This window comes from Exiguobacterium sp. s78 (assembly GCF_018618985.1).
In the GTDB taxonomy this organism is placed as follows: Bacteria; Bacillota; Bacilli; order Exiguobacteriales; family Exiguobacteriaceae; genus Exiguobacterium_A; species Exiguobacterium_A abrahamii.
This window is the reverse complement of sequence record NZ_JACSNB010000001.1, coordinates 1,056,212-1,081,728: the sequence shown is the minus strand read 5'-3', so window position 1 is coordinate 1,081,728 and position 25,517 is coordinate 1,056,212. Positions and strand designations below refer to the sequence as shown.

General features: G+C 44.0%; 21 protein-coding genes and 1 tRNA gene. 11 read left to right on the top strand and 11 right to left on the bottom strand.

Annotation, left to right across the window (positions count from 1 at the left end; genetic code table 11):
- Positions 1–37: 37 nt before the first annotated feature.
- Both KNQ18_RS05350 and gltB read right to left on the bottom strand, forming a co-directional pair.
- Positions 38–1,504 carry a glutamate synthase subunit beta gene (locus KNQ18_RS05350; protein ID WP_215083995.1) on the bottom strand — a complete coding sequence of 489 codons (1,467 nt, stop codon included), beginning with the start codon at positions 1,502–1,504 and terminating at the stop codon, positions 38–40.
- Complete coding sequence (gene gltB / locus KNQ18_RS05345) at positions 1,501–5,973, bottom strand: glutamate synthase large subunit (RefSeq protein WP_215083993.1); 4,473 nt, start codon at positions 5,971–5,973, stop codon at positions 1,501–1,503. The genes KNQ18_RS05350 and gltB overlap by 4 nt, the downstream gene beginning before the upstream one ends.
- Before the next feature lie 294 nt (positions 5,974–6,267).
- Between gltB and KNQ18_RS05340 the strand changes: the two genes are divergently transcribed.
- Together KNQ18_RS05340 and KNQ18_RS05335 are read left to right on the top strand one after the other, a co-directional pair.
- The gene (locus KNQ18_RS05340; RefSeq protein ID WP_064299704.1) at positions 6,268–7,110 is read left to right on the top strand and encodes a transporter substrate-binding domain-containing protein; all 843 of its coding nucleotides are present in this window, start codon (positions 6,268–6,270) and stop codon (positions 7,108–7,110) included.
- A 2-nt stretch (positions 7,111–7,112) separates the two neighbouring features.
- Positions 7,113–7,790: an amino acid ABC transporter permease gene (locus KNQ18_RS05335; RefSeq protein WP_149427553.1), complete on the top strand. Its 678-nt coding sequence runs from the start codon at positions 7,113–7,115 to the stop codon at positions 7,788–7,790.
- A gap of 81 nt (positions 7,791–7,871) precedes the next feature.
- Here the strand turns inward: KNQ18_RS05335 and KNQ18_RS05330 are convergent, their stop codons facing one another.
- Positions 7,872–9,713 carry a putative bifunctional diguanylate cyclase/phosphodiesterase gene (locus tag KNQ18_RS05330; protein WP_483299399.1) on the bottom strand — a complete coding sequence of 614 codons (1,842 nt, stop codon included), beginning with the start codon at positions 9,711–9,713 and terminating at the stop codon, positions 7,872–7,874.
- Between the two features lie 145 nt (positions 9,714–9,858).
- Here KNQ18_RS05330 and KNQ18_RS05325 point away from each other — a divergent pair, with 145 nt between their 5' ends.
- Positions 9,859–10,488, top strand: a complete 630-nt coding sequence (locus KNQ18_RS05325) for an FMN-dependent NADH-azoreductase (RefSeq protein ID WP_149427555.1) — start codon at positions 9,859–9,861, stop codon at positions 10,486–10,488.
- A gap of 136 nt (positions 10,489–10,624) precedes the next feature.
- On the opposite strand, the gene KNQ18_RS05320 is transcribed toward KNQ18_RS05325, so the two are convergent.
- From KNQ18_RS05320 to KNQ18_RS05305, 4 genes are all read right to left on the bottom strand, one after another.
- The gene (locus KNQ18_RS05320) at positions 10,625–11,500 is read right to left on the bottom strand and encodes a helix-turn-helix domain-containing protein (RefSeq protein ID WP_149427556.1); all 876 of its coding nucleotides are present in this window, start codon (positions 11,498–11,500) and stop codon (positions 10,625–10,627) included.
- Between the two features lie 47 nt (positions 11,501–11,547).
- Positions 11,548–12,444 carry a helix-turn-helix domain-containing protein gene (locus tag KNQ18_RS05315; protein WP_215083988.1) on the bottom strand — a complete coding sequence of 299 codons (897 nt, stop codon included), beginning with the start codon at positions 12,442–12,444 and terminating at the stop codon, positions 11,548–11,550.
- 12 nt (positions 12,445–12,456) lie between these two features.
- The gene (locus KNQ18_RS05310; RefSeq protein WP_215083986.1) at positions 12,457–13,344 is read right to left on the bottom strand and encodes a helix-turn-helix domain-containing protein; all 888 of its coding nucleotides are present in this window, start codon (positions 13,342–13,344) and stop codon (positions 12,457–12,459) included.
- Positions 13,345–13,433: 89 nt separating this feature from the next.
- Positions 13,434–13,504: transfer RNA gene (locus KNQ18_RS05305), tRNA-Thr, on the bottom strand.
- A gap of 439 nt (positions 13,505–13,943) precedes the next feature.
- On the opposite strand from KNQ18_RS05305, the gene KNQ18_RS05300 reads away from it, so the two are divergent.
- Both KNQ18_RS05300 and putP read left to right on the top strand, forming a co-directional pair.
- On the top strand, positions 13,944–15,119 hold the full coding sequence (locus tag KNQ18_RS05300; protein WP_215083984.1) for a MalY/PatB family protein: 1,176 nt from the start codon (positions 13,944–13,946) through the stop codon (positions 15,117–15,119).
- A gap of 261 nt (positions 15,120–15,380) precedes the next feature.
- Positions 15,381–16,853 carry a sodium/proline symporter PutP gene (gene putP / locus KNQ18_RS05295; RefSeq protein ID WP_023468577.1) on the top strand — a complete coding sequence of 491 codons (1,473 nt, stop codon included), beginning with the start codon at positions 15,381–15,383 and terminating at the stop codon, positions 16,851–16,853.
- Between the two features lie 56 nt (positions 16,854–16,909).
- Here putP and KNQ18_RS05290 read toward each other — a convergent pair whose 3' ends face one another.
- Together KNQ18_RS05290 and KNQ18_RS05285 are read right to left on the bottom strand one after the other, a co-directional pair.
- A complete protein-coding gene (locus KNQ18_RS05290) occupies positions 16,910–17,701 on the bottom strand; it encodes a class I SAM-dependent methyltransferase (protein WP_251133299.1) in 792 nt (263 codons plus the stop codon).
- 41 nt (positions 17,702–17,742) lie between these two features.
- Positions 17,743–18,057 carry a hypothetical protein gene (locus tag KNQ18_RS05285; RefSeq protein ID WP_023468579.1) on the bottom strand — a complete coding sequence of 105 codons (315 nt, stop codon included), beginning with the start codon at positions 18,055–18,057 and terminating at the stop codon, positions 17,743–17,745.
- Between the two features lie 204 nt (positions 18,058–18,261).
- On the opposite strand from KNQ18_RS05285, the gene KNQ18_RS05280 reads away from it, so the two are divergent.
- The 3 genes from KNQ18_RS05280 to KNQ18_RS05270 all read left to right on the top strand — a co-directional run bounded on the left by KNQ18_RS05280 (position 18,262) and on the right by KNQ18_RS05270 (position 20,000).
- Positions 18,262–18,744: a GNAT family N-acetyltransferase gene (locus tag KNQ18_RS05280; RefSeq protein WP_215083972.1), complete on the top strand. Its 483-nt coding sequence runs from the start codon at positions 18,262–18,264 to the stop codon at positions 18,742–18,744.
- Positions 18,745–18,870: 126 nt separating this feature from the next.
- Complete coding sequence (locus KNQ18_RS05275) at positions 18,871–19,569, top strand: queuosine precursor transporter (RefSeq protein WP_029341956.1); 699 nt, start codon at positions 18,871–18,873, stop codon at positions 19,567–19,569.
- A gap of 59 nt (positions 19,570–19,628) precedes the next feature.
- Positions 19,629–20,000 carry a PilZ domain-containing protein gene (locus tag KNQ18_RS05270; protein WP_133207467.1) on the top strand — a complete coding sequence of 124 codons (372 nt, stop codon included), beginning with the start codon at positions 19,629–19,631 and terminating at the stop codon, positions 19,998–20,000.
- A gap of 53 nt (positions 20,001–20,053) precedes the next feature.
- Here KNQ18_RS05270 and KNQ18_RS05265 read toward each other — a convergent pair whose 3' ends face one another.
- Positions 20,054–21,724, bottom strand: a complete 1,671-nt coding sequence (locus KNQ18_RS05265) for a glycoside hydrolase family 13 protein (protein WP_215083970.1) — start codon at positions 21,722–21,724, stop codon at positions 20,054–20,056.
- 225 nt (positions 21,725–21,949) lie between these two features.
- Here KNQ18_RS05265 and KNQ18_RS05260 point away from each other — a divergent pair, with 225 nt between their 5' ends.
- The 3 genes from KNQ18_RS05260 to KNQ18_RS05250 are packed head-to-tail and all read left to right on the top strand — an operon-like array spanning position 21,950 to position 23,883.
- A complete protein-coding gene (locus KNQ18_RS05260) occupies positions 21,950–22,567 on the top strand; it encodes a hypothetical protein (protein ID WP_047395521.1) in 618 nt (205 codons plus the stop codon).
- 48 nt (positions 22,568–22,615) lie between these two features.
- On the top strand, positions 22,616–23,410 hold the full coding sequence (locus KNQ18_RS05255) for a thymidylate synthase (protein ID WP_029341960.1): 795 nt from the start codon (positions 22,616–22,618) through the stop codon (positions 23,408–23,410).
- Positions 23,407–23,883: a dihydrofolate reductase gene (locus KNQ18_RS05250; protein ID WP_064299692.1), complete on the top strand. Its 477-nt coding sequence runs from the start codon at positions 23,407–23,409 to the stop codon at positions 23,881–23,883. Before KNQ18_RS05255 ends, KNQ18_RS05250 begins: the two co-directional genes overlap by 4 nt.
- A gap of 50 nt (positions 23,884–23,933) precedes the next feature.
- Here KNQ18_RS05250 and KNQ18_RS05245 read toward each other — a convergent pair whose 3' ends face one another.
- Positions 23,934–25,451 carry a GGDEF domain-containing protein gene (locus tag KNQ18_RS05245; protein WP_215083968.1) on the bottom strand — a complete coding sequence of 506 codons (1,518 nt, stop codon included), beginning with the start codon at positions 25,449–25,451 and terminating at the stop codon, positions 23,934–23,936.
- Positions 25,452–25,517: the final 66 nt, after the last annotated feature.

The window sequence follows — 25,517 nt, the reverse complement described above, 5'->3', positions numbered from 1 at the left end:
GGATTTCTGATGATGCCAGAAATCCAGACCATGTGATTTAGCCTGTTTGTTGCATTGCTTTTAAATAGTGTCCGACGGCTTCCGCTACTTCACGACCTTCGCGAATCGCCCAGACGATCAATGATTGACCACGTCTTGCGTCACCTGCAGCAAATACGCCTGGCCGGTTCGTCGCATAACGCGTCGTCTTGATTTTCCCGCGTTCCGAAGCGACCGCTAAATGTTCGAGTACATTCTCTTCGACACCACTGAATCCAATGGCGATCCAGACTTGATCGACTGGGAAGTAACGATCGCTACCTTCGATTTCCTCAAAGATCACTGTACCCGATTCATTTTTTGTTTTCGTCGTCTGAATCGTCCAGACACCGGTGACTTGACCCGATTCACTTGTTGTGAATCGCTTGATGGCGATCAAGTATTCACGAGGATCCCGACCGAATTGTTGAAAAGCTTCTGCATACCCATAATCGATTGAGTAGAGTGACGGTGTATCCGGCCACATGTTTCCTGTCGCACGCGTCGTACCCGGTTGTTCATGTTTACCGAATTGGACGACGGAGCGACAGCGTTGACGGAGTGCTGTTGCCACACAGTCCGCTCCTGTATCGCCTCCACCGATGACGAGAATATCTTTATCTTTCGCGTCATGATCAGGAGACAACGGTTCTTGCGAGAGCACGTGACGTGTCACCCCTGTCAAATAATCCATCGCATAACCGACTCCACGCGTTGGCGCTTCCGTTAATTTGCGCGGTTCCGTCGCGCCGACGCATAAGATCACCGCGTCATACTCCGCTTCAAGTGTCTCGAGAGTGATATCTGCGCCGATCGTGACGTTCGTCCGGAAGTGAATCCCTTCCGTTTCAAGCAAATCAACACGGCGCTGTACGACCTCTTTATCGAGTTTCATGGCTGGTATACCGTACGTGAGTAATCCGCCAATCCGATCTTCCCGCTCAAAGACCGTCACTTGGTAACCGGCTTGATTCAGCTGATCGGCAGCCGCAAGACCGGCAGGACCAGATCCAACGATGGCAATCGAACGTGTCGATCGTATTGCTGGAATTCGGGGCACGACCCATCCTTTTTCAAAGCCGATGTCGATGATCGTCCGTTCGATATCTTTGATCGCGACCGCAGGTTCATGAATCGACAACGTACACGATCCTTCACATGGCGCTGGGCAGACACGACCCGTGAATTCTGGGAAATTGTTCGTCTCAAGAAGGCGATCGAGTGCCTCTTGAAAACGTCCTTCTTCTACGAGCAAGTTCCATTCTGGAATCAAGTTATAGACTGGACAACCAATCTTCACTTGATCAAATACTTCCCCTACATGGCAAAACGGGGTGCCACAATCCATACATCGACTTGCTTGTTGACTCGCTTCCGCTTCCGTCAAAGCCGTCTTATATTCCTTAAAGTCACCCACCCGTTCGCTTGGATGTCGTTCCGTCCCACCCGAACGAGCAACTGTCATGAATTGATCGCGTCGTTTCATCGTACCCCTCCTGTTCTGCGCCCTAGATGTGTCTCAAATGCGAGCAACATCGCTTCTTCGGTGTTGTGTCCTTGTTTTGCGAAATCAGCCATCAACGTCGTCACTTTCTCATACGTCGAAGGAATGACGCGGATGAACGAATGAATGACATGATCCCAGTTCGCTAGAATCGCATCGCCCTGCTCACTACCGGTCCGTGCAACGTGACGTTCGATGAACGTCTTCAGTCGAGCAATCTCTTCGACATGCGTGACAGGTCCCGTCGAAACGAGTTCGCGGTTGACACGTTGTAAAAATTGTTCAGGATTACGCGGCAAGACATAGGCGACACCACCTGACATACCGGCAGCAAAGTTTTTTCCGACATCGCCAAGGACCACAACGGATCCACCGGTCATATACTCGAGTCCATGGTTACCGATTCCTTCGACGACAGCGACTGCTCCGCTGTTTCGAACCGCAAATCGTTCACCTGCCTGACCGTTGACATAGAGTTCTCCACTCGTTGCCCCGTAAAGTGCGACGTTACCAATGATCGACTGATCGGACGAGACGAACGAAATCGAACGTGGAGGATGAACGGCGATGATACCTCCGGACAATCCTTTCCCGACGTAATCATTCGCTTCTCCCGTGACATCAAGCGTTACTCCGCGTGGTAAATACGCACCTAAACTTTGTCCGGCAGATCCATTCAGTTCGAGTTTCAATCGATCCGTTGGCAGACCAAGGGCCCCAAACCGTCTTGTTAGCATGGCACCGGTCTGCGTTCCGATCGCACGGTCTGTATTTTGAATCGTTAAACGTAGTGTCTGAGGCTGACTGAAATCTGCCGCCTCCAAATACGGCGAGATTTCACGCGCGTCAAAAGAACGCTCGACATGATGCTGTTGTTGTTCAGCCGGACCGTGTGTCACGTGAACGAGGAGACGCGAAAAATCAAGACTCTTCGCCTTCCAATGCGTCCGTTGTCGCTCCGATGGTTCGAGTAGGTCCGTCCGCCCTACGAGATCTTGTAGTCGGCTAACACCGAGCTTCGCTAAATGTTCTCGTACTTCCTCTGCGATGAACGTCATGAAATGGACGACGTCATCGGCAGATCCCGTGAATTTCTTACGGAGCTCTGGATCTTGCGTCGCGACACCAACAGGACACGTATCGAGATGACAAGCACGCATCATGATACATCCGACGGCGATGAGCGGAGCTGTCGCAAACCCATACTCATTCGCTCCGAGCATCGCGGCGAGGATGACGTCGCGACCAGTCAATAGCTTTCCGTCGGTTTCAAGGACGACACGCTCGCGCAACCCGTTTAATGTCAACGTTTGGTGCGTCTCAGCAAGACCAAGCTCCCATGGCAGTCCGGCATGTTGAATACTCGTCTTCGGCGAGGCACCCGTGCCGCCGTCATGACCACTGATGACAATGACGTCCGCAAGCCCCTTCGCAACTCCAGCCGCGATCGTCCCAACGCCACCTTTTGCGACAAGTTTGACGCTAATCCGGGCTTGATCATTGGCACGTTTTAAGTCATGAATTAACTGGGCCAAATCTTCAATCGAATAGATATCGTGATGTGGTGGTGGGGAAATCAATCCAACACCCGGTGTCGATGCACGCACCCGTGCGATCCACGGATAGACTTTTTCACCAGGCAATTGACCACCTTCTCCGGGCTTCGCACCTTGTGCCACCTTGATTTGTAATTCGTCCGCGTGAACGAGGTAATGACTTGTCACCCCAAAACGACCAGAGGCGATCTGCTTGATTCGGCTCATCCGGAAGTCACCATTTTCATCCCGTTCGTATCGTTCCTCCTCTTCACCGCCTTCACCACTATTACTCTTTCCGCCTAAGCGGTTCATCGCGATCGCAAGCGTCTCGTGCGCTTCTTTTGATAACGAGCCGTATGACATCGCACCCGTCTTGAAGTATTTGACGATTTCGCTGACAGGCTCAACTTCTTCAATTGGGATCGCCTTCGTCTCCTTGAACGTCAACAGATGTCGTAGCACCGTTGCCGGTTCCTCCTGAATGCGTTGAGCGTACTTTTGATAAAGCCGGTAATCATTCGTCCGGCATGCGTGTTGCAACAAATGAATCGTTGCTGGGTTAAAGGCATGATGTTCTCCTGCTTGACGGTACCGGAAGACACTACCGGACTCTAAATAAATCCGTTCATCTGCAACCTGTTGTGCTCGTCGGACTTCTTCTTCCATCAGTTCAAGCGTCATCCCGCTCAATTGAGAGACCGTACCAGTGAAATGCTGGTCGATGACGGAGCGATCGATTCCGACTGCTTCAAAGATTTGCGCACCACGGTAGCTGAAGACCGTCGAAATGCCCATCTTCGACATGACTTTGACGACGCCTTCCGTGACTGCTTTTTGGTAACGTTTGTCTACATCCGTAAAACGATCCCCTACCGCTTCTTCAAGCGTCGCATATGCCAGGTACGGATAAATCGCATCCGCACCATATCCGAGCAACGTCGCGACATGGTGGACTTCACGAATCTCTCCCCCTTCAACGATCAAGCTGAGATTTGTACGTAATCCCCTGCGGATCAGCGCATGATGAATCGCACTCGTCACTAAGAGGATGGGCATCGGCAATGTGCCGGGGCGTACGAGACGATCCGATAATGTCAATAATTCATACCCGTTTCGTGCAGCGGTCACAGCCTCATCAACGATCATGTCGAGCGCTTCTGCAAGCGAGTCGGTGAACGTCGTCGAAATCGTTTTTTGCTTAAGTCCACTTTGTTTAAGCGCATGGGCTTCGTCTGGTCGCAGAATCGGGGTCTCTAAGCGAACACGACGACAGTTAGCGCGGTTCGGCGTCAGCAGTTCCCCTTGTCGACCAAGCCATGTCAGCGTCGAGGTGACGATCTCTTCGCGTAACGCGTCAATTGGTGGATTCGTGACTTGTGCGAACAGTTGCTTGAAATATCGGAACAAGGATTGAGGGCGTTCACTTAAGACCGCTAGCGGTATATCCGTCCCCATCGCACCTAACGGATCCTTTTGTTCTTCGACGAGCGGGATCAAGTATTGATCGATATCTTCACGAGTATATCCGAAGTGTCGTTGTTTCGTTCCAAGTTCAACGAGTGTTTCCTTGAAGTCGTTACTTGAAAGGGAAACGACTTCTTGCGCGAGCCACTCCGCGTAGGGATGACGTGTCGCTAGCTCCCGTTTAATCTCTTCGTCTGCGATCAACTGACCGGACGCAAAGTCGAGTAAAAGCAGTTCACCCGGTGCTAATCGTTTTTTGTACAGGATGTCTTGTTCACGAAGAGGGAGTACTCCTGCTTCTGACGACAACATGAAGTGACCATCGCGTAACAATACATATCGCGCTGGACGTAAACCGTTTCGGTCAAGCGTCGCACCGATCTGTTTTCCGTTCGTAAAGACGATTGCAGACGGACCATCCCATGGCTCCATCATGCTACTGTGGTACTCATAATACGCGCGCTTCGCTGGTCTGATCTCAGCATGTTCGAATGGTTCCGGTACGAGCATCAGTGCTGTCTCAGCGAGTGAGAGTCCGGACAGATGAAGAAACTCAAACGCATTATCAAGCATCGACGAGTCGCTACCTGTCTCATCTAGAATCGGTAACACTTCCTCTGCCCGATTACCATATGTCGTCTCAGCAAGTCGACGTTCTCGACCGCGCATCGCACGAATATTTCCTTGCAACGTATTGATTTCGCCGTTGTGAATCAAATAACGGTTCGGATGGGCACGTTTCCAACTTGGGAACGTATTCGTACTAAAACGCGAATGCACAATACCAAATCCTGATTGATAACGTTCGTCTCGTAAGTCATCGAAGTACGCACGCAATTGATCCGTCGTCACGAGTCCTTTGTAAACGATTGTTTCACTCGAGCTACTCAGGACGTATTGTTCAAGACCGAGTTGCTCCGATTCACGTTCAAATGCGCGACGAATCAAAAAGAGTGTTCGTTCAAATGTCAATCCTTCCATCGCCTGTGCACCAATGAAACATTGACGAATGACTGGCTCCGTGCGGCGGGCACCCGACCCAAGCACTTCGGACTGGACGGGTACGGTACGCCATCCTAAGACGTCTTGTCCTTCCGTCAAAATGATTGACTCTAACGTTCGTTCGAGTCGCACCCGTTCTCGTTCCTCACGTGGTAAGAACATCATGAAAACGCCATAATCCCCTTTTTTAGGGAAGGAAATGTGACGAACCGTTTCACGAAATAAACGATCTGGTAATTGCGTTAAAATACCCGCTCCGTCTCCGGTCTTCGCATCGCTTCCTTGTCCACCACGGTGTTCCATTTGACAAAGCATGGCCAATGCATGTTCAACGATTTCATGACTCGCTCGTCCTGTTTGATGTGCGTAAACCCCGATCCCGCACGCATCATGTTCCATACGAGGGTCGTATAATCCCTGCTGTTCAGGGTATTGATGAAATGTCATAGTAGCACTCTCCTTGCCTTCTTAATTTTCTGTATATTCAGTTAAATTATACTTTACACCCTTTTATGTTTATTCGCTACTATGCATAATCACCATTTTGTCCAACCTTTGAAGTTAGAATTACCATATATCAACATTGATAACGCTTACATAAACTTGGATATTCATTCAATATTTTTTTTGGTTGAATTCTACACTTTGTGCGCGTATTACTTTGCCCGAACATATGATTCCGTGGTATTTTTAACTATGAAAAGAGTTATTGATCATGGAAATAAAGAGAGGAATAATACGATGAAAAAAACAATGCAATTTACGGGTCTCTTGATCGCAGGAAGCTCGATTTTATTAAGCGCATGTGGTCAGCAAGAGGAGAAGGCAACCGCATATGATAAGATTCAAAAAGAAGGAACGATCGTCGTCGCGACGGCTGGTACACTTTTTCCGACATCTTATCATGAAGAGAAAAACAATAAGTTGACTGGATTTGATGTCGAAGTCGTCAAAGAAGTAGCAAAACGTCTTGATTTGAAAGTGAAATTCAAAGAGATGTCATTCGACGGTATGTTGACAAGTGTCAATACGGGTCAAGTTGATCTTGCCGCTAACGACATTACGATCACCGATGATCGTAAAGAAAAATTCGCGTTCTCAAAACCATATAAATATACGTATGGTACGGCAATCGTCCGTAAAAGTGATTTGTCAGGCATCAAGTCTCTTGAAGACTTAAAAGGGAAAAAAGCTGCCGGAGAAGCTACAACGACGTATATGCAAATCGCTAAAAAATTCGGTGCAAAAGAAGTCACGTACGATAACGCGACGAACGATCAATATCTACGAGATGTCTCAAATGGTCGAACAGACGTTATCTTGAATGATTACTACTTGCAAACACTCGCTGTCGATTTCTTCAAGGACTTCGATATTACGATTCATCCTGATATCGCTTATAATCCAAGTCAGGTTGGTTTAATCATGGATTTAGATAACAAGGAACTTCAATCCAACATTAACGAACAACTCGATAAAATGAAGGAAGATGGCACATTAAAGGAAATTTCGAAGCAATTCTATGCCGGAAAAGATGTCTCCCAAATGCCTGACGTCAAAACGACGATCGTCGATGTGAACTAACGATGTCTTCAATTGATTGGCGGTCCGTCTTCAATCCGGAATTGGCGGTCGAATCGTTTCCTTATATTTTGAGTGGACTGGGACAGACGCTATGGATTTCCTTGCTCAGCATGGTCATTGGTCTCGGAATCGGGTTAATCCTTGCCCTTTGCCGTCTGTCTCACCTTCGACTTTTACGCATCGGAGCGAGCGCTTATATCTCGTTCATGCGTGGTGTTCCGATTCTCGTGTTGCTGTTCATGTTGTATTTTGGACTGCCGGTCATCAATATTCAACTTGACGCGTTAACAGCAGCCATCACCGGTTTTAGTTTGAACAGTGCTGCGTACATGGCGGAGATCATTCGCTCCTCCTTGTTGTCGATTGATCGTGGTCAAGAAGAGGCGTCAGCGTCACTCGGTTTATCCAGGTATCGGACGTTTGTCGGCATCATTTTGCCACAAGCGATCCGGATTGCCATCCCACCACTCTCAAACGTTTTGCTTGATCTGGTTAAAGCTTCATCGCTTGCTGCCATGATTACAGTTCCTGAGATTTTTCAAAAAGCAAAAATCGTCGGTGGGCGCGAATTCGATTATATGACCGTCTATTTTGTCGTTGCGTTCATTTACTGGGGAATCTGTTCTTGTATCGCAGTCATTCAAGAGGTTCTCGAACGTCGTTTTGCGCGGTATCTGTGATTCATTGATATACAGTTATACAAACAGGCGATGGACTATGTCCATCGCCTGTTTCCTTTCTTTTTTTGATATACCATATCGTCAGCCTTCTCGATATATCGTCAAAAAGTGTTCTAATTGTCTTGGTTGTAACGGGCGATGGAAGAGATATCCTTGCAACGTATGACATCCCAATCGCTCGAGCAATACCGCCTCTTCTTCTAATTCAATCCCTTCAGCTACAATTGTCATATCTAATCGCTTTCCTAACTGAATGATCGTCTCGATCATTGCTCGTTTCTTCTCTGAATGAATGGCTTCTTGAACGATTTCTTTTGGAATCTTCAATTGATCGAACGGTAACTCCACTAACGATTGCATCGATGAGAATCCCGTTCCGAAGTCATCGAGCGCAATCCGGATCCCGTATAAATGAAGTGCGTTTAATGTCTCGATGATTTGCTCTGTTCCTTCAATGAAGATGTGTTCTGTCATCTCGATTTCGAGTAATGACGGAGGGAAGCCAGACTGTTTTAAAATCCCCAATACGCGATCCATAAAATCAGATTGACGTAATTCCCACGGTGAGACATTCACAGAAATCGTTAACGGCTCCTTCCCCTCTTCCAACCATGCTTTTCCTTGGAAACAAGCTTGACGCATGACCCAAACGCCTAATGTCTCAATGAAACGTGTCCGCTCCGCAAGTGGAATGAACTCATTTGGCGGAACGAGACCATATTCCGGATGATTCCAACGAATCAATGCTTCGACTCCTGTAATTTGACGCGTTTTTGCATTGACCTGAGGTTGAAATAAAATAAAAAAGTCGCGATCCAGCTCTGCATCGTATAAGTCGCGTGTTAATTGAAGCGCCCGTTTTCGTTCATTTTGTGTCGCTAAATCTGTAATTGCATACGTATTTTTCCGATTGGATTTAGCTGTGAATAAGGCAATCTCCGCATCATTAATGACATGGTCCGTCGTTTCGTCATTTACATAGGAAACACCGATACTTGCAGTGACGTTAATCTGTTTAAAGTCAATTTGAACGCGCTCTGATACACTCGATAAAATATCGTCACAAAGAGTTCGTGCATCGTAATGGTTTGGAGCATGCAGTAAAAAAGCACTTCCACTCGCTTTCGCAATCGTACAATCTGAAAAGCGATTCATTAACCGACGACCAATGATGTGCAAAGTGCGGTCACCTGTCCGGTAACCAAAAGCATCATTGACGGTTTTAAAATCATCCAGATCAACAAGACAAATCATGTCGCCTTCTCGTTTTTTCTTGTCCACTTCTATGACAAAAGAAGAACGGTTCGACAAACCTGTCACAGTATCCGTAAATGCTTGTTCTTGCAAACGTGCTAAGTAGTCAATATTACGTTCAAGACGGGTGACGTATTGATTGTGGATTAATAAACTGATGATCGTCGCAATTAAGATAAGTCCAATTCGTGCGATATGATCAGATGCAAACATCGTAACGTTTTCTAATGAAGGGGTTTGATACCAGATATAGAGTAAGGAGATCGTCGTGATGCTCGTTGCGTATAACAACATCGTTCGGTTAATAACAACAAGAGACGCTAAAATAAAAAGTAGTGCGCATGCCCAAACGGACTGAACACCTCGATCAATGAATGGATAATAAATATAAGGAATCAATAAAAAAATACTCGACATCATATGTGGCTTCAATCGATCCGACAATGTACTTTTACCGATAAAATATTGCACGATTCCAGCACTTGCAATGACGATTGCTCGCACCCAATCGTCTCCATCTAAACCGGAGCGACTGAATATATTCGCCACGATGTATAAAACGGCACCACAACTCGTCAACACAAAAATGATCATCCCGAACAACTGATAATTTGCTCGAATTTCTCGATGATATTGCAGACTATTGGAAGAACGTCGCTGTGTATTCACCGCCATCCCCTCTTTCTAGTTCCTGTCGTTTATTTTCCTTATCAGAACCAAAATAAAACCTGAATTTTCTAAAAATAATAAAATGTGGAGAAGTCATGATTTTGAGCAGAATGGGAATAGATAAGTATAGAAAGGAGTAATGTTTATGTCACATTTACTATTCATTGAAGCGAACGATAGCACACATCAAAAAAAAGGCATTAGCTCTGAATTGAACGATGCCTTTTTGAACGCGTATCGCGAATCACATCCAGATGATACAGTTACGGTTTTGAATTTATTTGAAGAGCGTCTTCCCTTCTTTGACTTGAAACTTGCGAGTGCGGCAGGTCGTCTCTTTAAAGGCGAGGAATTAACTGGAGAGGATGCGACACATGCGCAGCAACTTCAGGAATATTTAAACGGGTTCTTAGACGCCGACAAGGTCGTCTTCTCATTTCCGATGTGGAATTTGACGGTTCCGGCACCACTACACAATTATATGGATTACCTTGCCCAAGCTGGGCAAACGTTTCGTTATACGGCAGAAGGTTCGATCGGACTTGTTGAAGACAAACAAGTCCTGTTGATTCATTCACGTGGTGGTGATTATTCGACAAAAGAGAAAGCATCGAGTGAGCACGCTGTTCGCTACATGCTCGATCTATTAGCATTTTTCGGAATTGATGATGTATCGACTGTCATTCTCGAAGGACATCAGCAATACCCGGAACGTGCCTCTGAATTAATCGAACAAGCACTGCAAGAGTGCCGACAATTCGGTCGTAAGTTTTAAGTGGGGAAGAATCTTCGCTGATACTAAAAGTGAACTAAGAAATGACCATCTTCTATTTGAAGACTCTCTTAAATACCTTGTCCGGTGATTTTTAGACCGACAAGGTATTTTTTGGCATCGATAAGCATTTTTATAATTAAAGTACAAACAATAAATACTGTTCTTTCATACGAAGAATCATCTTTTTCCGAACGTCGTGTTCAAACGCATGAAACAGTGCATAGGCGACTGAGTACTGTTTTTGGAGTGTTGTATCTTTCTCACCTAGATGTTCATTATAATGAGCGAGTTGATAATAAAAATGACCGAAGAGAAATGTATGATTATGCATCAAGCATAACTCATATCCTTTTTTTGCGATGACAATACTTTCCTCAGATTTCCCTTGGTACTCAAGGATTTGACAATGATTGAAGTAAATTTTCAATAGCGAATTTAGATGGATAGTGGACTGAAGAACTTCGATTTCATTTTCTAATTCCTGATACACGGATTCCGTTAAATGAAATAAGTCTTGCTCTGAATACATATTCGCAATCGCCATTTTGATTCGAATGAACAATTGAATGGACTGAGACCAGACTTCTTTTTCAATCAACAAGTTGCTGAGTAGGCTTGCCGCTGACCGAAAATCGATTCGATTTTGCTTTAGGTCAATGATCGTCTTGATGTAGCTTTTTAAAATGTCGATTTCGACAATGCTATCCTTTTCTTGCTGGTGAATTCGCTCTAACGCCTCTTTGTATTTCTCTTCTCGAAGCAAATCGGATAAGAATCGATCTAGTTGAAAGAACTTTTCCTCATCGGTATGTTCTTGAAACAACAAAGAGATGGGAACTTGCAACCTTACAGCAAGTTGTTGTAATAAATCAACAGTCGGAGAATTTAAGCCGTTTTCAATTTTACTAATTTCAGCTTGACTACATAAATCAGCACATAGTTCTTTTTGAGAATACCCCTTTTGAACACGAAATCGTTTTAAGTTTTCTCCAATTGGATTAGCATTAACCATTTTATCAAATCCTCCAAATATCTTAAAACGTCACATTGTGTTTTGAATCATGCTTCGTGTTTAACGGTAGACTCAAAAGTAAACAATAAATAATCTTTCTTTAAGTCAACGACTAATTGTTTCGTCGTTTGAAATTCAAATGCGTGTAACAATGTATAAGCTATCGTATATGTCTTTTGAAATAAAGCGTTACCGACAGCTTCTTGATAATTTCCTAATTGAAAATAAAAATGCCCTAACAGAAAAGTCTGTTGAGAATCTAAGCATAAATTAATTCCTTTTTGAATAAACACGTTCGCTTCATCAAATAAATCTTGATATAAAAGAATTTGAGCATGATTAAAATAGATTTTTATCAAAGAAGTAATATATTGGGAAGTTTTAAGTTGCTCTAATAGCGTTTCAATATCGGAATAAGTACCTGTAGTTAAATGATATAACTCATGTTCAGCATATATATTTGCAATTGCCGTTTTAATCCGAATGAATAACGAAATGGATTCGTTCCAAACATCATACTCATTTAAAAGATTACTTAATAAGGACGTGGCTGTTCTAAAATCAAATCTATTTTGTTTCATCTCCACAATGATCTTAAAGTAAGCACTTAATATGATTAAATTCATATTCGTTTTGTAATCATACTTTGAAATGAATTGTATGATTTGATCAAAATTCTCTTCTCGAAGTTGATCTGAAATAAATTTATCAAAAAAAGCTATTTCTTCATTAGCTTGAGGATTCTCGAATAAAAGTGCAATCGGACTATTTAAACGAGCGGCAATTTTTTGCAATAATTCTACGGTTGGTGAATTTAAGCCGTTCTCGATTTTGCTAATCTCAGCCTGACTACAAATACCCTCACATAGTGCTTGTTGAGTCAATTGCTTTTCGATACGTAATTGTTTAATTTTTGCACCGATTGATGAAGTTAAATCATCCATCTTTATCATTCCTCACTCACTTTCATCTACAGGAAATAGCAATAGATCTGATAAATGTGTTTCAAGAATTTTTCGGTATGCGTGATTATTCGTCGCGGTGAAAAATGAGTAAGCAATTGTATACGCTTCTTTAATACTTTTCTCGGAAGCGTTTAACGCTTCTAAAAAGAAGCCCTTTTGATAATAAAAGTGACCAATGTATGTTAAATCTTCTAGCTCTTTGGTTTCTTTTATAGCGTGTTCAACTTCTTTTAACCCTTCCTCGAATCGCTTTAACCGATATAAGTTACGTAAGTAATTATATATGATTTTCATTTTAATTTTTTTATACTCGCGTGTACGGTAAGGTAGTTTTAATAACGCTTCGTAAATTTGATGAGAATGCGTGTAATCCTCGTGATTCGTATATAAAACAGCGATTGCCATCTGAATTCTGGTGTAGAGAAGAAATGACTTTTCAACTAAACTTTCTTCAATGACTAATTTTAACAACGCAGAAATACATGTTCTAAAATCGATGTTTCCTTTCTCATGTAATAATAGCTTTTGATGATATCGAATTAACACTTGAATTTCAAATTCAGTATTTGATTTCGCATATTTTTCTAAATCCTTCTCCATAGCTGAGTAAGTTTTCTCTCTCATATGGCGCAGCATTCTTTGATCAATTTCATTTAATTTTTGCGAGACGATTTCATCTTCAAAAAACAATGAAATCGGGATGCGTAGTCTTCGACAAATCTGCTGTAACAAATCAATCGTTGGGGAATTTCGACCATTTTCGATTTTACTGATTTCAGCCTGACTACAAATTCCTTCACAAAGTGCTTTTTGTGTCATTCCTTGTTTTTTTCGTTCTTGTTTGATTTTATCACCAACAGAATGAATGACTGGATGCATAGAGGTCACTCCTCAAATCAAAAATATCGAACTCATGAAAAAAGTCTTCCGTTTCAAGTATATATCACTTGAGACGGAAGACGTGTCTATGCTTCCGGCGAGAATCGAACTCGCACTGCAGCATTACCATTGCTGAGGTCTGCCATTAACCTACGGAAGCTTGCAAAACCTGATTCTAGTATAACTTATAAAAAAAGACAAAACAAGAAGTCGATGCTTTTTCAGCTCAACTTCTTGTCACTAATTTACAATGTAGTTTTCGTTAGCGAGTTATCATAGACGACTAAAACTGAATAATGTTCATCCGCTTTAGACGCAACGAATGTTGAAAATTTTAATGTAATGATGGCGTTCGATCCGACCCCATTATTTTCAAAAAATTCATTTAGTCTCTCCTCTAACTCCTCAGGCGATCGCCCGACGACTACTTTAGAATGCAACATGCTCATCACTCCGTTTCGTTATGGTAGGTTCGAGTTTAGTAATTACCTGATCGTATAAATGTTAAACCTTTATTTTTTTCGACTTGCCCCACTCTCTCCCTATCCGCTATGGTGAAATGGAGTCATTCAATTATTAAAGAACAGGAGTGAAGTCTGATGGAACAAATCAATTTCGATGAAACGATCGAGAAACGAAATACAGGATCCGTCAAGTGGGACGGGCTCCCTTCGCTGTATGGATCAGATGAGCTGATTCCGATGTGGGTTGCCGACATGGACGTCCGTCCACCACACCATTTGACAGAACGATTGACAAGACGTGCTGCTACAGGTCATTTCGGTTACTCGATGTTTGAAGACGAAGCAAAACGAGCGATTCAGCATTGGTTTCAAAAGCGGTATGACGTATCAATCACTACTGATTCCATTCTTTATTCAAGCGGTGTCGTTCCTGGACTTGCGCATACTGTCCTAGCATTGACTGAACCAAGTGATGAAATCATCATCCAAACACCGGTCTATCCTCCATTTCATCAAATCATTCAGTCTAATCAACGACAACTCATTGAAAGTCCGCTTCTTTTAGACAGTGAGACGTACCAGACCGACTTTCCACTTCTCGAACGACAAATGCGAACAGCACGTATGATGATTCTCTGTAGCCCGCATAATCCAAGCGGTAAAGTCTATCCGAGAGAAGAATTACAACAAATCGTCGAACTCGCGAAGCAACATGATGTTTATGTTGTATCCGATGAGATTCATGCGGACCTCGTCTATACAGGTTCCGTGCACACGCCTATTCTTGGTTTGGATTATGAAAAACTCATTTTAGTAAGTGCACCATCCAAAACGTTCAATATTCCGGGTCTCTATGCGTCTTATCTGATCGTACCTGACATCTCGATTCGTCAACAGATCGAGCGTATCCAGCAGCGTCATTTCGTTCACCCGAATGCATTAGCTTCAACTGCTATTACAGCAGCGTATGGTGATGTTGCGAGTGAGCAATGGCTTTCACAATTACTTGTGTATTTAGAAGGAAATCGTGACCATGCTATTCGTCGGATTCGCCAAGAGATGCCAAAATTAGACGTTGTCATTCCAGAATCAACTTTCCTGTTGTGGATCGACTTCAAAGCACTCAAACTAGATAGTAAAATACGAGCAGATTGGCTCGTCAAGGAAGCAAAAATCGCTCTAACACATGGTTCTTCGTTCGGATCTGGCGGAGAAACATTTGAACGGTTAAATATCGGGTGTCCTCGTGCACAATTAGATCAGGCATTAGACCGTTTAAGCTCCGCATACCAACAGTTTTGGACCCATTAACATGACACGAATGATCCTAATTTATTAGGGTCATTTATTTTTCATTTAATTATTCTGAACATTCGAACTAGTAGAACTTCAACAGGGACTAAAACCGTCCCAATCCCTTAAGGCACTAGGCGTAGCGGTACTTTTCATGAATTTGACGTGACTTGCAAAGTCGTTTTATCCCCTGTAAGGTGGGGAACATATCATTTGGCGAATGAGTCAATACATGCTTGATCGCTGAAAAAAACTATTGCATTTGGAGGATTTAACTTTATGACGCAAGAATGGATTTCAATCATCCTGTATCTTGTTCTCATGTTGGCAATCGGTTATTTTGCCTACAAGCGAACGACGAATACAGAAGATTACATGTTAGGCGGACGCGATCTCGGTCCAGGTGTCACAGCACTCTCTGCTGGTGCATCGGATATGAGTGGATGGATGCTCATGGGACTTCCCGGCGCCATGTACGCGACAGGTGTTTCAGCACTCTGGCTCGCACTCGGATTATTGATTGGATGTTACGTAAACTATTTAGTACTCGCACCACGTTTTCGACTTTATACGGAAATGGCGAACGACTCGATTACAATCCCTGATTTCTTAGAGAATCGTTTTGAAGACAAATCACGTGTGCTTCGTACTGTATCAGCACTCGTCATCATCATCTTCTTCACGTTCTACACATCAGCTGGAATCGTCTCAGGTGGAAAATTATTTGTCAGCTCATTCGGATTTGATTACCACTATGGTATGCTCTTGACGATTGCGGTCGTAATCGCCTACACGTTATTTGGCGGTTTTCTCGCAGTTAGTTGGACCGACTTCGTCCAGGGCTGTATCATGTTCATCGCACTCGTGCTTGTTCCTGTCGTCGCATTGACAGACGTCGGCGGAGTCGATGGTGCATACAACTACGCTGAAAAATTAGACCCTTCGTTGTTTGATCCACTTAAAGGAACAACAGTTCTTGGAATCATCGGATTCCTTGCCTGGGGACTTGGTTACTTCGGTCAACCACACATCATCGTCCGTTTCATGGCGATTCGCTCAGTCAAGGATTTAAAAAGCGCCCGTCGTATCGGGATCGGATGGATGTTCATCTCGATTCTTGGTGCGATGATGACAGGACTCGTCGGAATCGCCTATTTCGAAGGTCAAGGGAACGGACTTGGCGACCCGGAAACGGTCTTTATCCGCTTCTCTGACGTACTGTTCCACCCTTATATCACTGGGTTCTTGATGGCTGCGATTCTTGCAGCAATCATGTCGACGATTTCATCACAGTTGCTCGTTACTTCGAGTGCGTTGACAGAAGATTTTTATAAAACGTTCTTGAAAAAGGATGCAACGGATAAACAACTCGTCTTTACTGGTCGAATCTCTGTGCTTCTCGTAGCAATCGTTGCAAGTGTACTCGCTTGGAATCCGTCAGCGACGATTCTTGCACTTGTCGGTTATGCATGGGCTGGATTCGGTTCTGCCTTTGGTCCGATCATCTTGCTTTCTCTCTACTGGAAACGGATGACGAAACAAGGTGCACTGGCTGGTATCATCTCAGGTGCCTTGACTGTCATCATCTGGGTTCAACTCGGACTTAGTACGACGCTTTACGAAATGGTACCTGGATTCTTCACAAGCTTGATCTTTACGGTCGTTGTCAGCTTGATGACGAAACAACCAGTCAATGCCGTTCAGGAAACGTTTGAAGAGATGGAAGACGAATTAAAAGACGCTGTTCAATAATCAGCGAATAACGAGTAAGACCTCTGCCGTATGATTGGCAGAGGTCTTTTTTTGATCTACAGTTCAATCACGCCATAATGCAACTTCGACGTTTTACGCTTTGTTCGTTCGAACCCAAACCGTTCAAACAATGGGCTCTCATAATGTGCTTTTAAAACGATACGCTGACGTGCCACACGCTTCGCCTCCACCATCGCTTCCACAGATAAAGCTTCATAGTTCGCAAGCGTTCGTAAAGCGTCGAGATGCGTCGATTCTTCGACGGTCTGTTCGAACATAGGATCAAAGTAGATGACATCAAAGGAGTTATCCGGACATTCTTTCAAAAAGGCTAAATGGTGTTTGACTTTCACTTCGATTCGTCGCATCGCTTGATTGATCGGTTCGTAAGATTCTTCCCACCGTTTTAATCCATTCTTGACGACAAATGCTGTCTCAACCCGGCTTTCTAACCCGATGATCCGCCCCCGCTCTCCGATGGAATGACTCATGACGATGGCATCTGCTCCAAGACCAAGTGTGCAGTCAAGCACACGCATCCCTTCCGATAAGCGTCCGATCGCAACGAGAGGATCGCCTCCTCCTGCATCAATTTGTTTGATGCGAAACACCGCACTTGAAGGATGGAAAAAGAACGATGTGGTCTCACCTAGTGGATATAAATCAAGCCGTTGTTTATCGACGACAAGCACCGGTAATCCTGTCTCCTGTTGCAAGTGTTCTATGCTTTTTTTCTGACGCACGACATAGATAAAATGTATCGTCTCATCCGCTAACAACTGCTTCACACGATGATGCACGTCGTCAGTCGGACGAAGACATGTCGTCAGTCCAATGGTTGGTTTCATAATGCGTTCCTCCATAAAAAAATAAGCTAGCCGGAGCTAGCTTATTTCTTTTTCTTCAATAATCCTTCGATATCTTCAATCAATGCTTTTTTCGAAATCAGGTCTTCTTGCTTTTCCTGTTCGACTTTTGCATCGACCGTCGTCCGCTTCATGAGTGCCTGAAGCGTTTCATCGATGCTTGACTTCAAATGATCGCGGTCTTCTTTATTAAGGGAAAGATCATGTTGAACTTCATCCCCTTGTTCATCTAATTGGCGTAAGCGTTCCGTCAATTGTTTCGCTTCACGATTCAAGTCCGAATACAATCGTTCGATTTGCTCTAGACGCAATTTGATTCCGTCACGTTCTGTGAACACGTTTTCCAGCCCCTTCCAGTATGCAGTTGTCTACATCATTACTTTACCATATTCCGAGGTAATTAAAACAATCACAAGATGATTACAGAATGACTTTTTTTAGATTTCTTCCTGCGGATCGATTCCAGTTAATTTTTGCAATTGCACGGAGGGTATCGCTATAATGTAAACGAAGCATCAATTGGGATGAGGGAGGATTTTGTGATGGAATTGAGACGTCGAACATTACGTCATGTCGATCAAGCTGAGTACGATCATTTCTTGAAGTATGGCGAGCAAGCATATGGACTGACTCCGCAAGAAATCAAAGGGTATGACCATGAGCTTGGAGAAGAGCGGGCTTTTGATTCCGTCGAGCACAGCTATCCTGAAGATTATTACTTTGATATCGTTGAAGCGGATACGATCATGGGGCGGGTTCTGCTCTTAAAAATGGGTCACTACTTCCAACTCGACTTCATGGTGTTTGATCCCTATACGCGTCGGGGTCTAGCTACTCAAGCAGTTGCTGAAGCATTGACGTATTCTGGGTTACTAGATCGTCACGAAGTACGCGCGCGTGTCCTTGAACAATCACCACACGCTTCGTTTGCAAAACGCATTTTGGAAGCGAATGATTTTACGTCGACAGAGAACTATTACGTCAAAGGAAGACGTCGTCGGTACTCTCTGCAACGAATGGGCTAAAGACCATCCGAAAGACCATGAAACTCATGGTCTTTTTTTAATGCCCCTCATCGCTTCGTCACCTTTGACAGTTGATGAATTTCAGCGTACAATTTTCATCTGTATGAACAGAAAGGAGTACATCTCATGAACGAATGGTTATGGATCCCTTCCATTTTTTTGACGATGGGATTATTGATTTTCAGTTATTATTTATTTGGTAAGACAGGATTGTTGATGTGGATTGCCATCGCAACAATCATTGCAAACATCCAAGTTACACAAACCGTCGATATTTTTGGTTTCGTCTTCACGTTAGGGAACGTCGTGTATGGCAGTTGTTATCTAGCGACAGATATCCTCAATGAAAAATACGGAAAACAGGTCGCTCGTAAAGGCGTCTATATGGGGTTCTTCTCCCTGATCACGACGACCGTTCTCATGCAGTTCAGTCTCTTGTATACACCACTTGCTGATAAGGCTGCACTTGAAACATCCGATTCCTTGCATTTATTGTTTGGACTCTTACCATGGATTGCTGTTGGTAGTCTTGCCGCTTATCTCGTCTCGCAACTATTCGATGTCTTTATCTATTCAAAGATCCGTCAGAAGACAGGCGAACGTAAGCTTTGGTTACGGACGACAGGGTCAACCGTATTAAGTCAATTGCTTGATACGTTGACGTTTTGTGCGATTGCCTTTCACGATATGCCCTTCTCCATCTGGTGGCAAATCTTCATTACGACGTATCTTGCGAAATTCGTCGTCGCTTGGTTCGCGACACCATTCATGTATTTAGCAAAACGTATCCACCCAACGAAACAATCGACAGACGCTGCTGCATGACCTAAAAAAAACTAGAAGACTTGACGAAATTGTCGGATAATGGGAGTGGAGGTGCTTACATGAAAATCAAACGCAATGAACCGTTTCGATATACGCTGAAGACTCCTATAATTGGTGAATTTTATTTACTCAAAGATGAACAGCGTACACCGAAAGGGTTGATGAAGATTCATAATATCTCACCGAACGGACTAGCAATCAGCACAGAACTAAAACTTCCACTTCACAAATCAATGAAAATCGTCGTTGAATTCTCATTGATTGAAGGACAATTGCCACTATGCATCGAAGGGTTTTTATTGCATGAGAAGCCTTCCGGTCCTGAGCGGTTGTACGGTATCCATCTCAATTCGACTACAACTGATCGTGAAAAAATCATTTCACAAGTGAAACAGATCGCACAATCAGAACGATCCCTTCTTAATGATTAAAATGGCATTGCCCCTACATATGTAAGGGCAATGCCATTTTTTATCGAAACAATTTAGGCGTCAAACGTTCTGAAAACGACAGCTTCATATGGTCGTAACGTAAGTTCATCTGTCATGACTGTCTCTTCGTAGTTTCCGATGACGCGGTCTGACGTATCGTGCGTAGACGGAATGTTCACATCATGATCCGCAAACGAACAATAGACATACCATGTCTCCCCTTCAAGCGTCCGTGAGTAGGCGTATACTTCCGGATGATCTTCGAGTAAGAGTTGATAGCGACCATACACGATGAGTTCATGATCATGTCGTAGACGAATCAACTGTTGATAGTAATAAAAGATGGATTGCTCATCTGCAAGCGCCTGTTCGACGTTGATTTCCGGATAGTTTGGATTGACCTTTAACCATGGTGTTCCCGTCGAGAAACCAGCGTTCTCCGACGCATCCCACTGCATCGGTGTCCGCGCATTGTCGCGTCCTTTGATATGGATAGAACGTAGTAGTTCAGCCGGTGATGCCCCTTGTTCCGTACGTTCTTTCCACATGTTCCGAATTTCGATATCTTCATAGTCCGCGATGTCTTCAAAAGCGACGTTCGTCATGCCGATTTCCTCGCCTTGATAGATATATGGTGTCCCTTTTAACAAATGCAACAATGTAGCAAGCATCTTAGCTGACTCGACGCGGTACGTCGTGTCATTACCGAATCGACTGACGACACGGGGTTGATCGTGGTTGTTCCAATAGAGCGAGTTCCAGCCCGTCTCATGTAACGCCGTCTGCCACTTGGTGAAATTTTGCTTGAGTTTGAGTAAATCAAACGGAATGACGTCCCACTTCCCATTCGGACCTGAATCGAGATCCATATGTTCGAACGTAAAGACCATGTTGACCTCTTTACGTGCCGGATCTGTATATAGAATGGCATCATCCGTCGTCGCTCCTGGCATCTCACCGACTGTCAAGACATCGTATTTACCGAAAGAGGCTTCATTCATTTCGTGTAAAAATTCATGAACACGTGGTCCATTGATATAATGTTCTCCACCATCTCCATACAGTGCTCCTGGATGGACCGTCGCATCTGGTAGTCCAGGTGTCTTCGAAATCAAGTTGATGACGTCCATTCGGAAACCGTCAATCCCTCGATCCAACCACCGACGAATCATCCCGTACACATCGTGACGCATCTGTTCATTTTCCCAATTCAAGTCAGGCTGCTTCTTCGAGAATAAGTGAAGATAGTATTCATTCGTTGTTTCATCATATTCCCAGACAGGTCCAGAGAAAATCGATCCCCAGTTGTTTGGTAGCGAACCGTCTGGATTTGCTGGGCGCCACATGTAATAATCCCGATACGGATTGTCCTTGCTTTGACGCGATTCCGCGAACCACTGATGTTCATCTGACGAATGATTGATGACGAGGTCCATGACGATTTTGATATCTCGTGCATGTGCCTCATCTAGAAGACGATCAAAATCATCCATCGTTCCGAATTCCTTCATGATGGCTTCATAATCACGGATGTCATAGCCATTATCGTCGTTCGGTGAATCGTAGACAGGACTTAGCCAGATGACGTCGATACCAAGCGTCTTCAAATAATCCAACTTTTCGATGATCCCATTCAAGTCACCGATTCCATCCCCATTTGAATCATTGTAACTACGTGGGTAAATTTGATAAACGACACTATCATGCCACCATTTACGTTCCATCCTCAACACTCTCCTCTTTTATGTACGTAACGTGCTACAATATTGAGCAAACGATTGCATCAATTTGTAAAAGCGCTTTCAATTCTCACAACGTCATCTTAACATGTCCATGAGAGGTGCTCAAGCAAGAACCTTAACATATTTGATATCATGAAATATGAAATACAGGTGTTTACTACATCCAAGATGATGGGAAAGAAAGGTATGAGAAAGGAGTGTGGATAAATGTATCGTCGATATTTGCTCTTCCTTGTCTGGGCGATTGCTATTGTCTTCATCTTATTATTTGGAAATAATCGTGTCTTTCCGGAAGGTTTCTTGATTTCGTTTTTACGTTTCGACCAAAGTCAATTTGATACTTCTGCTTTAAGTTTATTTGCCTTACTCGGTATTTATCCGTTCGCTTTCTTTTTACTATTTCTAGATGAGAAACGATTCATGCGACCCGGACCGCTCGTCGCAAGTATTGGATCCTTCTTCTTAGGTGCCTTCGTGTTGATGCCTTATGTCGCTCTCGCTATTCCTAGGAAAACTTTTCTTCCTTTTCGTCGTCGAGGATGGATTCCGACCGTCGTCGCCTTACTTAGCGTCGTGACGACATTATTGCTTTGGATTGCTCTTGCTCGGTCTGATTGGAGTATATTCCGCATCTACTTTGAGACCAATCAATTCGTTCGAACGATGACCGTCGATTTGTTATTATTCTACATTCTACAAGTCTATTTGCTCCGGCGCATTCGTCTTCGGAATGCACAGTCATTAAAGTGGCAAGACGTGATTCCGCTCTTTGGCTTATTCCGTTATCTATTCGCAAGACATTTACCGACATCCTCAAAATCTTAATTTATGGTACAATGAAATTTGGATTTTTTGAAAAGGAGCTGTCATCCGATGGAACAATATCATGCACTTTGCGAACACATTTTGGAACACGGAACAAAAAAGGAAGACCGGACGGGAACGGGGACGCTCAGCGTGTTTGGTCACCAAATGCGCTTCTCCCTTCAAGATGGCTTTCCTCTCATTACGACGAAAAAGTTACATATGAAGTCGATCATCCATGAGTTGATTTGGTTCATCTCGGGTGATACGAATATTCGTTATCTACAGGAAAATGGTGTGCGGATTTGGAACGAATGGGCAGATGAGAACGGAGATCTAGGTCCTGTTTACGGAGCACAATGGCGCTCTTTTCCACGTCCAGATGGCACGACGGTCGATCAGCTGGCACAAGTCATTGAACAGATCAAGACGAATCCGGATTCTCGTCGTTTGATCGTCAGTGCTTGGAATCCTGGACAAGTCGATGAGATGGCTTTACCGCCCTGTCATCTCTTGTTCCAATTTTATGTCGCTGACGGAAAACTATCATGCCAATTGTATCAACGTTCAGCTGATGTTTTCTTAGGCGTACCATTCAATATTGCATCTTATGCGTTACTGACACATATGATTGCTCATGTGTGTGGACTTGAAGTCGGAGACTTCGTTCATACGCTCGGTGACGCTCATATCTATTCGAACCATGTGGAACAAGTCAATCTTCAGTTGACGCGTACCCCTAAAAAATTACCGACGCTGCGCTTCGCTCGAACAGTCGATCGTATCGAAGACTTCCGCTTCGAAGACATCATCATTGAAGGCTATGATCCTGATCCTCACATTAAAGGTGTGGTAGCCGTATGATCACACATATCGTAGCGTATACAAAAAATCATGTCATCGGTCGTGACAATGCGATGCCTTGGCATCTTCCAGCTGATTTGGCTCACTTCAAACGTACAACGATTGGCAAACCAATCATCATGGGACGAAAGACGTTCGAATCCATCGGACGACCGTTGCCCGGTCGAGAGAACATCGTCATTACGCGCGATCAGACGTTTGCAGCCGAAGGTGTAACGGTATGGCATGATCTATCTGCTTTACAACCATACGTCGATTCAGAAGAAGAAGTCTTTTTGATTGGTGGTGGAGAGTTGTTTGCTCAAACGCTTCCTCTTGCTCGCCGCCTGTATGTCACTGAAATTGATACGGTTCTTTCTGGAGATGTACATTATCCCGAAATCCCATCTTCATTTCAGATTACTTCCGAAACACATTATGATGCGGTCGAGGGAAACGATTATCCGTTCATCATTCGTCGATATGATCAGTAACTAAAAAACAGCCACATTGCTCCGTATGACGGACGAATGTGGCTGTTTTTTTAAGGAATTTGCATGATCCATTCAGCAATCCATTCCTCCATATCAGAATCGATCTGTGAGGTCATGATATAGTCTGTCGCACCGCATGATAGCGCATTGGCTAAACGATCGTCTTCTTGATTTGTCACGACCAAAGCATCAATGATCGATTCCCGTTGTTGTCTCCACTCCTCTAATCGTACAAAGTTCTCGCTTGCTAACTGATCGAGTGAAAGAATCGCCAATTGTATTGGCGACGTCCGTTGATCATCTAGCGGAATCACCTCAATATGGTATTTCGGATGATCCGGCATATCAAGCGTATGTAGCTGTTTAAGGAATCCTTCCTCGACACGGATATAGACTGGTATTTTTTCGATCGATATCGCTGTCGAATAGGACACCACTTGATTACGACCATTACGTTTCGCTTGATATAGAGCTTCATCTGCCTCTGCTGTTGCTTGCGCCAGGGATGTGTGGAGATCAAAAGCAAAGGAGAGACCAATCGAAACTGTTACTTTTAATCCGTTCGCAAAAATATGGCGCTCGACACGCTCGCGAATTTTATTCATACTCACAACTGCTTGCGATACTGTTTCTGCTGAAAACAATAAGATGAATTCCTCACCACCGAAACGAATGAATTCATCATCGAGACGAGCGGCTTGTTGAACGACGGTAGCTAGTTCGGAGAGGACCAAATCCCCCGTTGGATGTCCATGTAAATCATTGATCCGCTTAAAATGATCGATATCAAAAATCGCTAACCCAAATGTCCGCTGTTCACGTTCGAGACGTGCTACGCGACGATCATAGGCACTTTGGAGGTATTTCCGGTTATAAGCTCCCGTCAGTTCATCGACTAAGATCGTCGAAGATACGACCCTTAATTTTCGTAATAGTCTCGCTAGACGAACATGTCGTTCTTCATTCGTCACTGTCTCATCCCAGTAGTCATCAGCTCCCATCTCATAGCTGACTTGACGAATGTCAGACCGGTTCGGACCTACGATGATGACGGGAACGAATGCTGACTCCATTTGTTTGATCAGTTTTTGAGTCAACTCTAAGGATTCCGCGATAGATGCATGGTCGATGATGACAGCATCCATAGCAATATCATGTGATATCGACAACGTGTCTTCCACCGAACTGAAGAATCGTGACATATAGCGCTCCTGTTCGAGCGATTTCTTCCATTTGATATTCTCAAGAAAACGTCTTGTCACAGTGACGACCAATTCTTTTCGAATCCGATTGGCGCGTGAGCGTTCAGACAACTGATCGACGATTGGCCGCAGTAATTCTTTAACGATCGGCTGAGTGATGACCGCATTCATTTGTTCCCACGTCGCTTTTTCCCGACTCACTTGATCGGCAAGTCCTTTAAACAGTTCCTCTCTCCCGAGCCCTTCAAGCCAGCTTGCTAATGCGAGTAATTCTGTCCGTGGCACGGTCGGCATCCGAAGTAACGTCTCCACCATGATGATCGTCTGTTGCAGTTGTTTTTCTATCCGTTTTCGACTCCGTTCCATCCAATCCCCTCTCTTTCCATACATCCGAAGAACCGTCCTCGGATAAAGAGAAAGCGAGGGAATTCC

Excerpts from the sequence above, each read along its gene's own strand:
- KNQ18_RS05315 (WP_215083988.1), bottom strand. The coding sequence starts at position 12,444 with ATGGATGATTTAACTTCATCAATCGGTGCAAAAATTAAACAATTACGT.
- gltB (WP_215083993.1), bottom strand. The coding sequence starts at position 5,973 with ATGACATTTCATCAATACCCTGAACAGCAGGGATTATACGACCCTCGT.
- KNQ18_RS05245 (WP_215083968.1), bottom strand. The coding sequence starts at position 25,451 with ATGGAACGGAGTCGAAAACGGATAGAAAAACAACTGCAACAGACGATC.
- KNQ18_RS05300 (WP_215083984.1), top strand. The coding sequence starts at position 13,944 with ATGGAACAAATCAATTTCGATGAAACGATCGAGAAACGAAATACAGGA.
- KNQ18_RS05320 (WP_149427556.1), bottom strand. The coding sequence starts at position 11,500 with ATGGTTAATGCTAATCCAATTGGAGAAAACTTAAAACGATTTCGTGTT.
- putP (WP_023468577.1), top strand. The coding sequence starts at position 15,381 with ATGACGCAAGAATGGATTTCAATCATCCTGTATCTTGTTCTCATGTTG.
- KNQ18_RS05325 (WP_149427555.1), top strand. The coding sequence starts at position 9,859 with ATGTCACATTTACTATTCATTGAAGCGAACGATAGCACACATCAAAAA.
- KNQ18_RS05255 (WP_029341960.1), top strand. The coding sequence starts at position 22,616 with ATGGAACAATATCATGCACTTTGCGAACACATTTTGGAACACGGAACA.
- KNQ18_RS05310 (WP_215083986.1), bottom strand. The coding sequence starts at position 13,344 with ATGCATCCAGTCATTCATTCTGTTGGTGATAAAATCAAACAAGAACGA.
- KNQ18_RS05260 (WP_047395521.1), top strand. The coding sequence starts at position 21,950 with ATGTATCGTCGATATTTGCTCTTCCTTGTCTGGGCGATTGCTATTGTC.
- KNQ18_RS05275 (WP_029341956.1), top strand. The coding sequence starts at position 18,871 with ATGAACGAATGGTTATGGATCCCTTCCATTTTTTTGACGATGGGATTA.
- KNQ18_RS05350 (WP_215083995.1), bottom strand. The coding sequence starts at position 1,504 with ATGAAACGACGCGATCAATTCATGACAGTTGCTCGTTCGGGTGGGACG.
- KNQ18_RS05270 (WP_133207467.1), top strand. The coding sequence starts at position 19,629 with ATGAAAATCAAACGCAATGAACCGTTTCGATATACGCTGAAGACTCCT.
- KNQ18_RS05290 (WP_251133299.1), bottom strand. The coding sequence starts at position 17,701 with ATGAAACCAACCATTGGACTGACGACATGTCTTCGTCCGACTGACGAC.
- KNQ18_RS05340 (WP_064299704.1), top strand. The coding sequence starts at position 6,268 with ATGAAAAAAACAATGCAATTTACGGGTCTCTTGATCGCAGGAAGCTCG.
- KNQ18_RS05250 (WP_064299692.1), top strand. The coding sequence starts at position 23,407 with ATGATCACACATATCGTAGCGTATACAAAAAATCATGTCATCGGTCGT.
- KNQ18_RS05265 (WP_215083970.1), bottom strand. The coding sequence starts at position 21,724 with ATGGAACGTAAATGGTGGCATGATAGTGTCGTTTATCAAATTTACCCA.
- KNQ18_RS05280 (WP_215083972.1), top strand. The coding sequence starts at position 18,262 with ATGGAATTGAGACGTCGAACATTACGTCATGTCGATCAAGCTGAGTAC.
- KNQ18_RS05335 (WP_149427553.1), top strand. The coding sequence starts at position 7,113 with ATGTCTTCAATTGATTGGCGGTCCGTCTTCAATCCGGAATTGGCGGTC.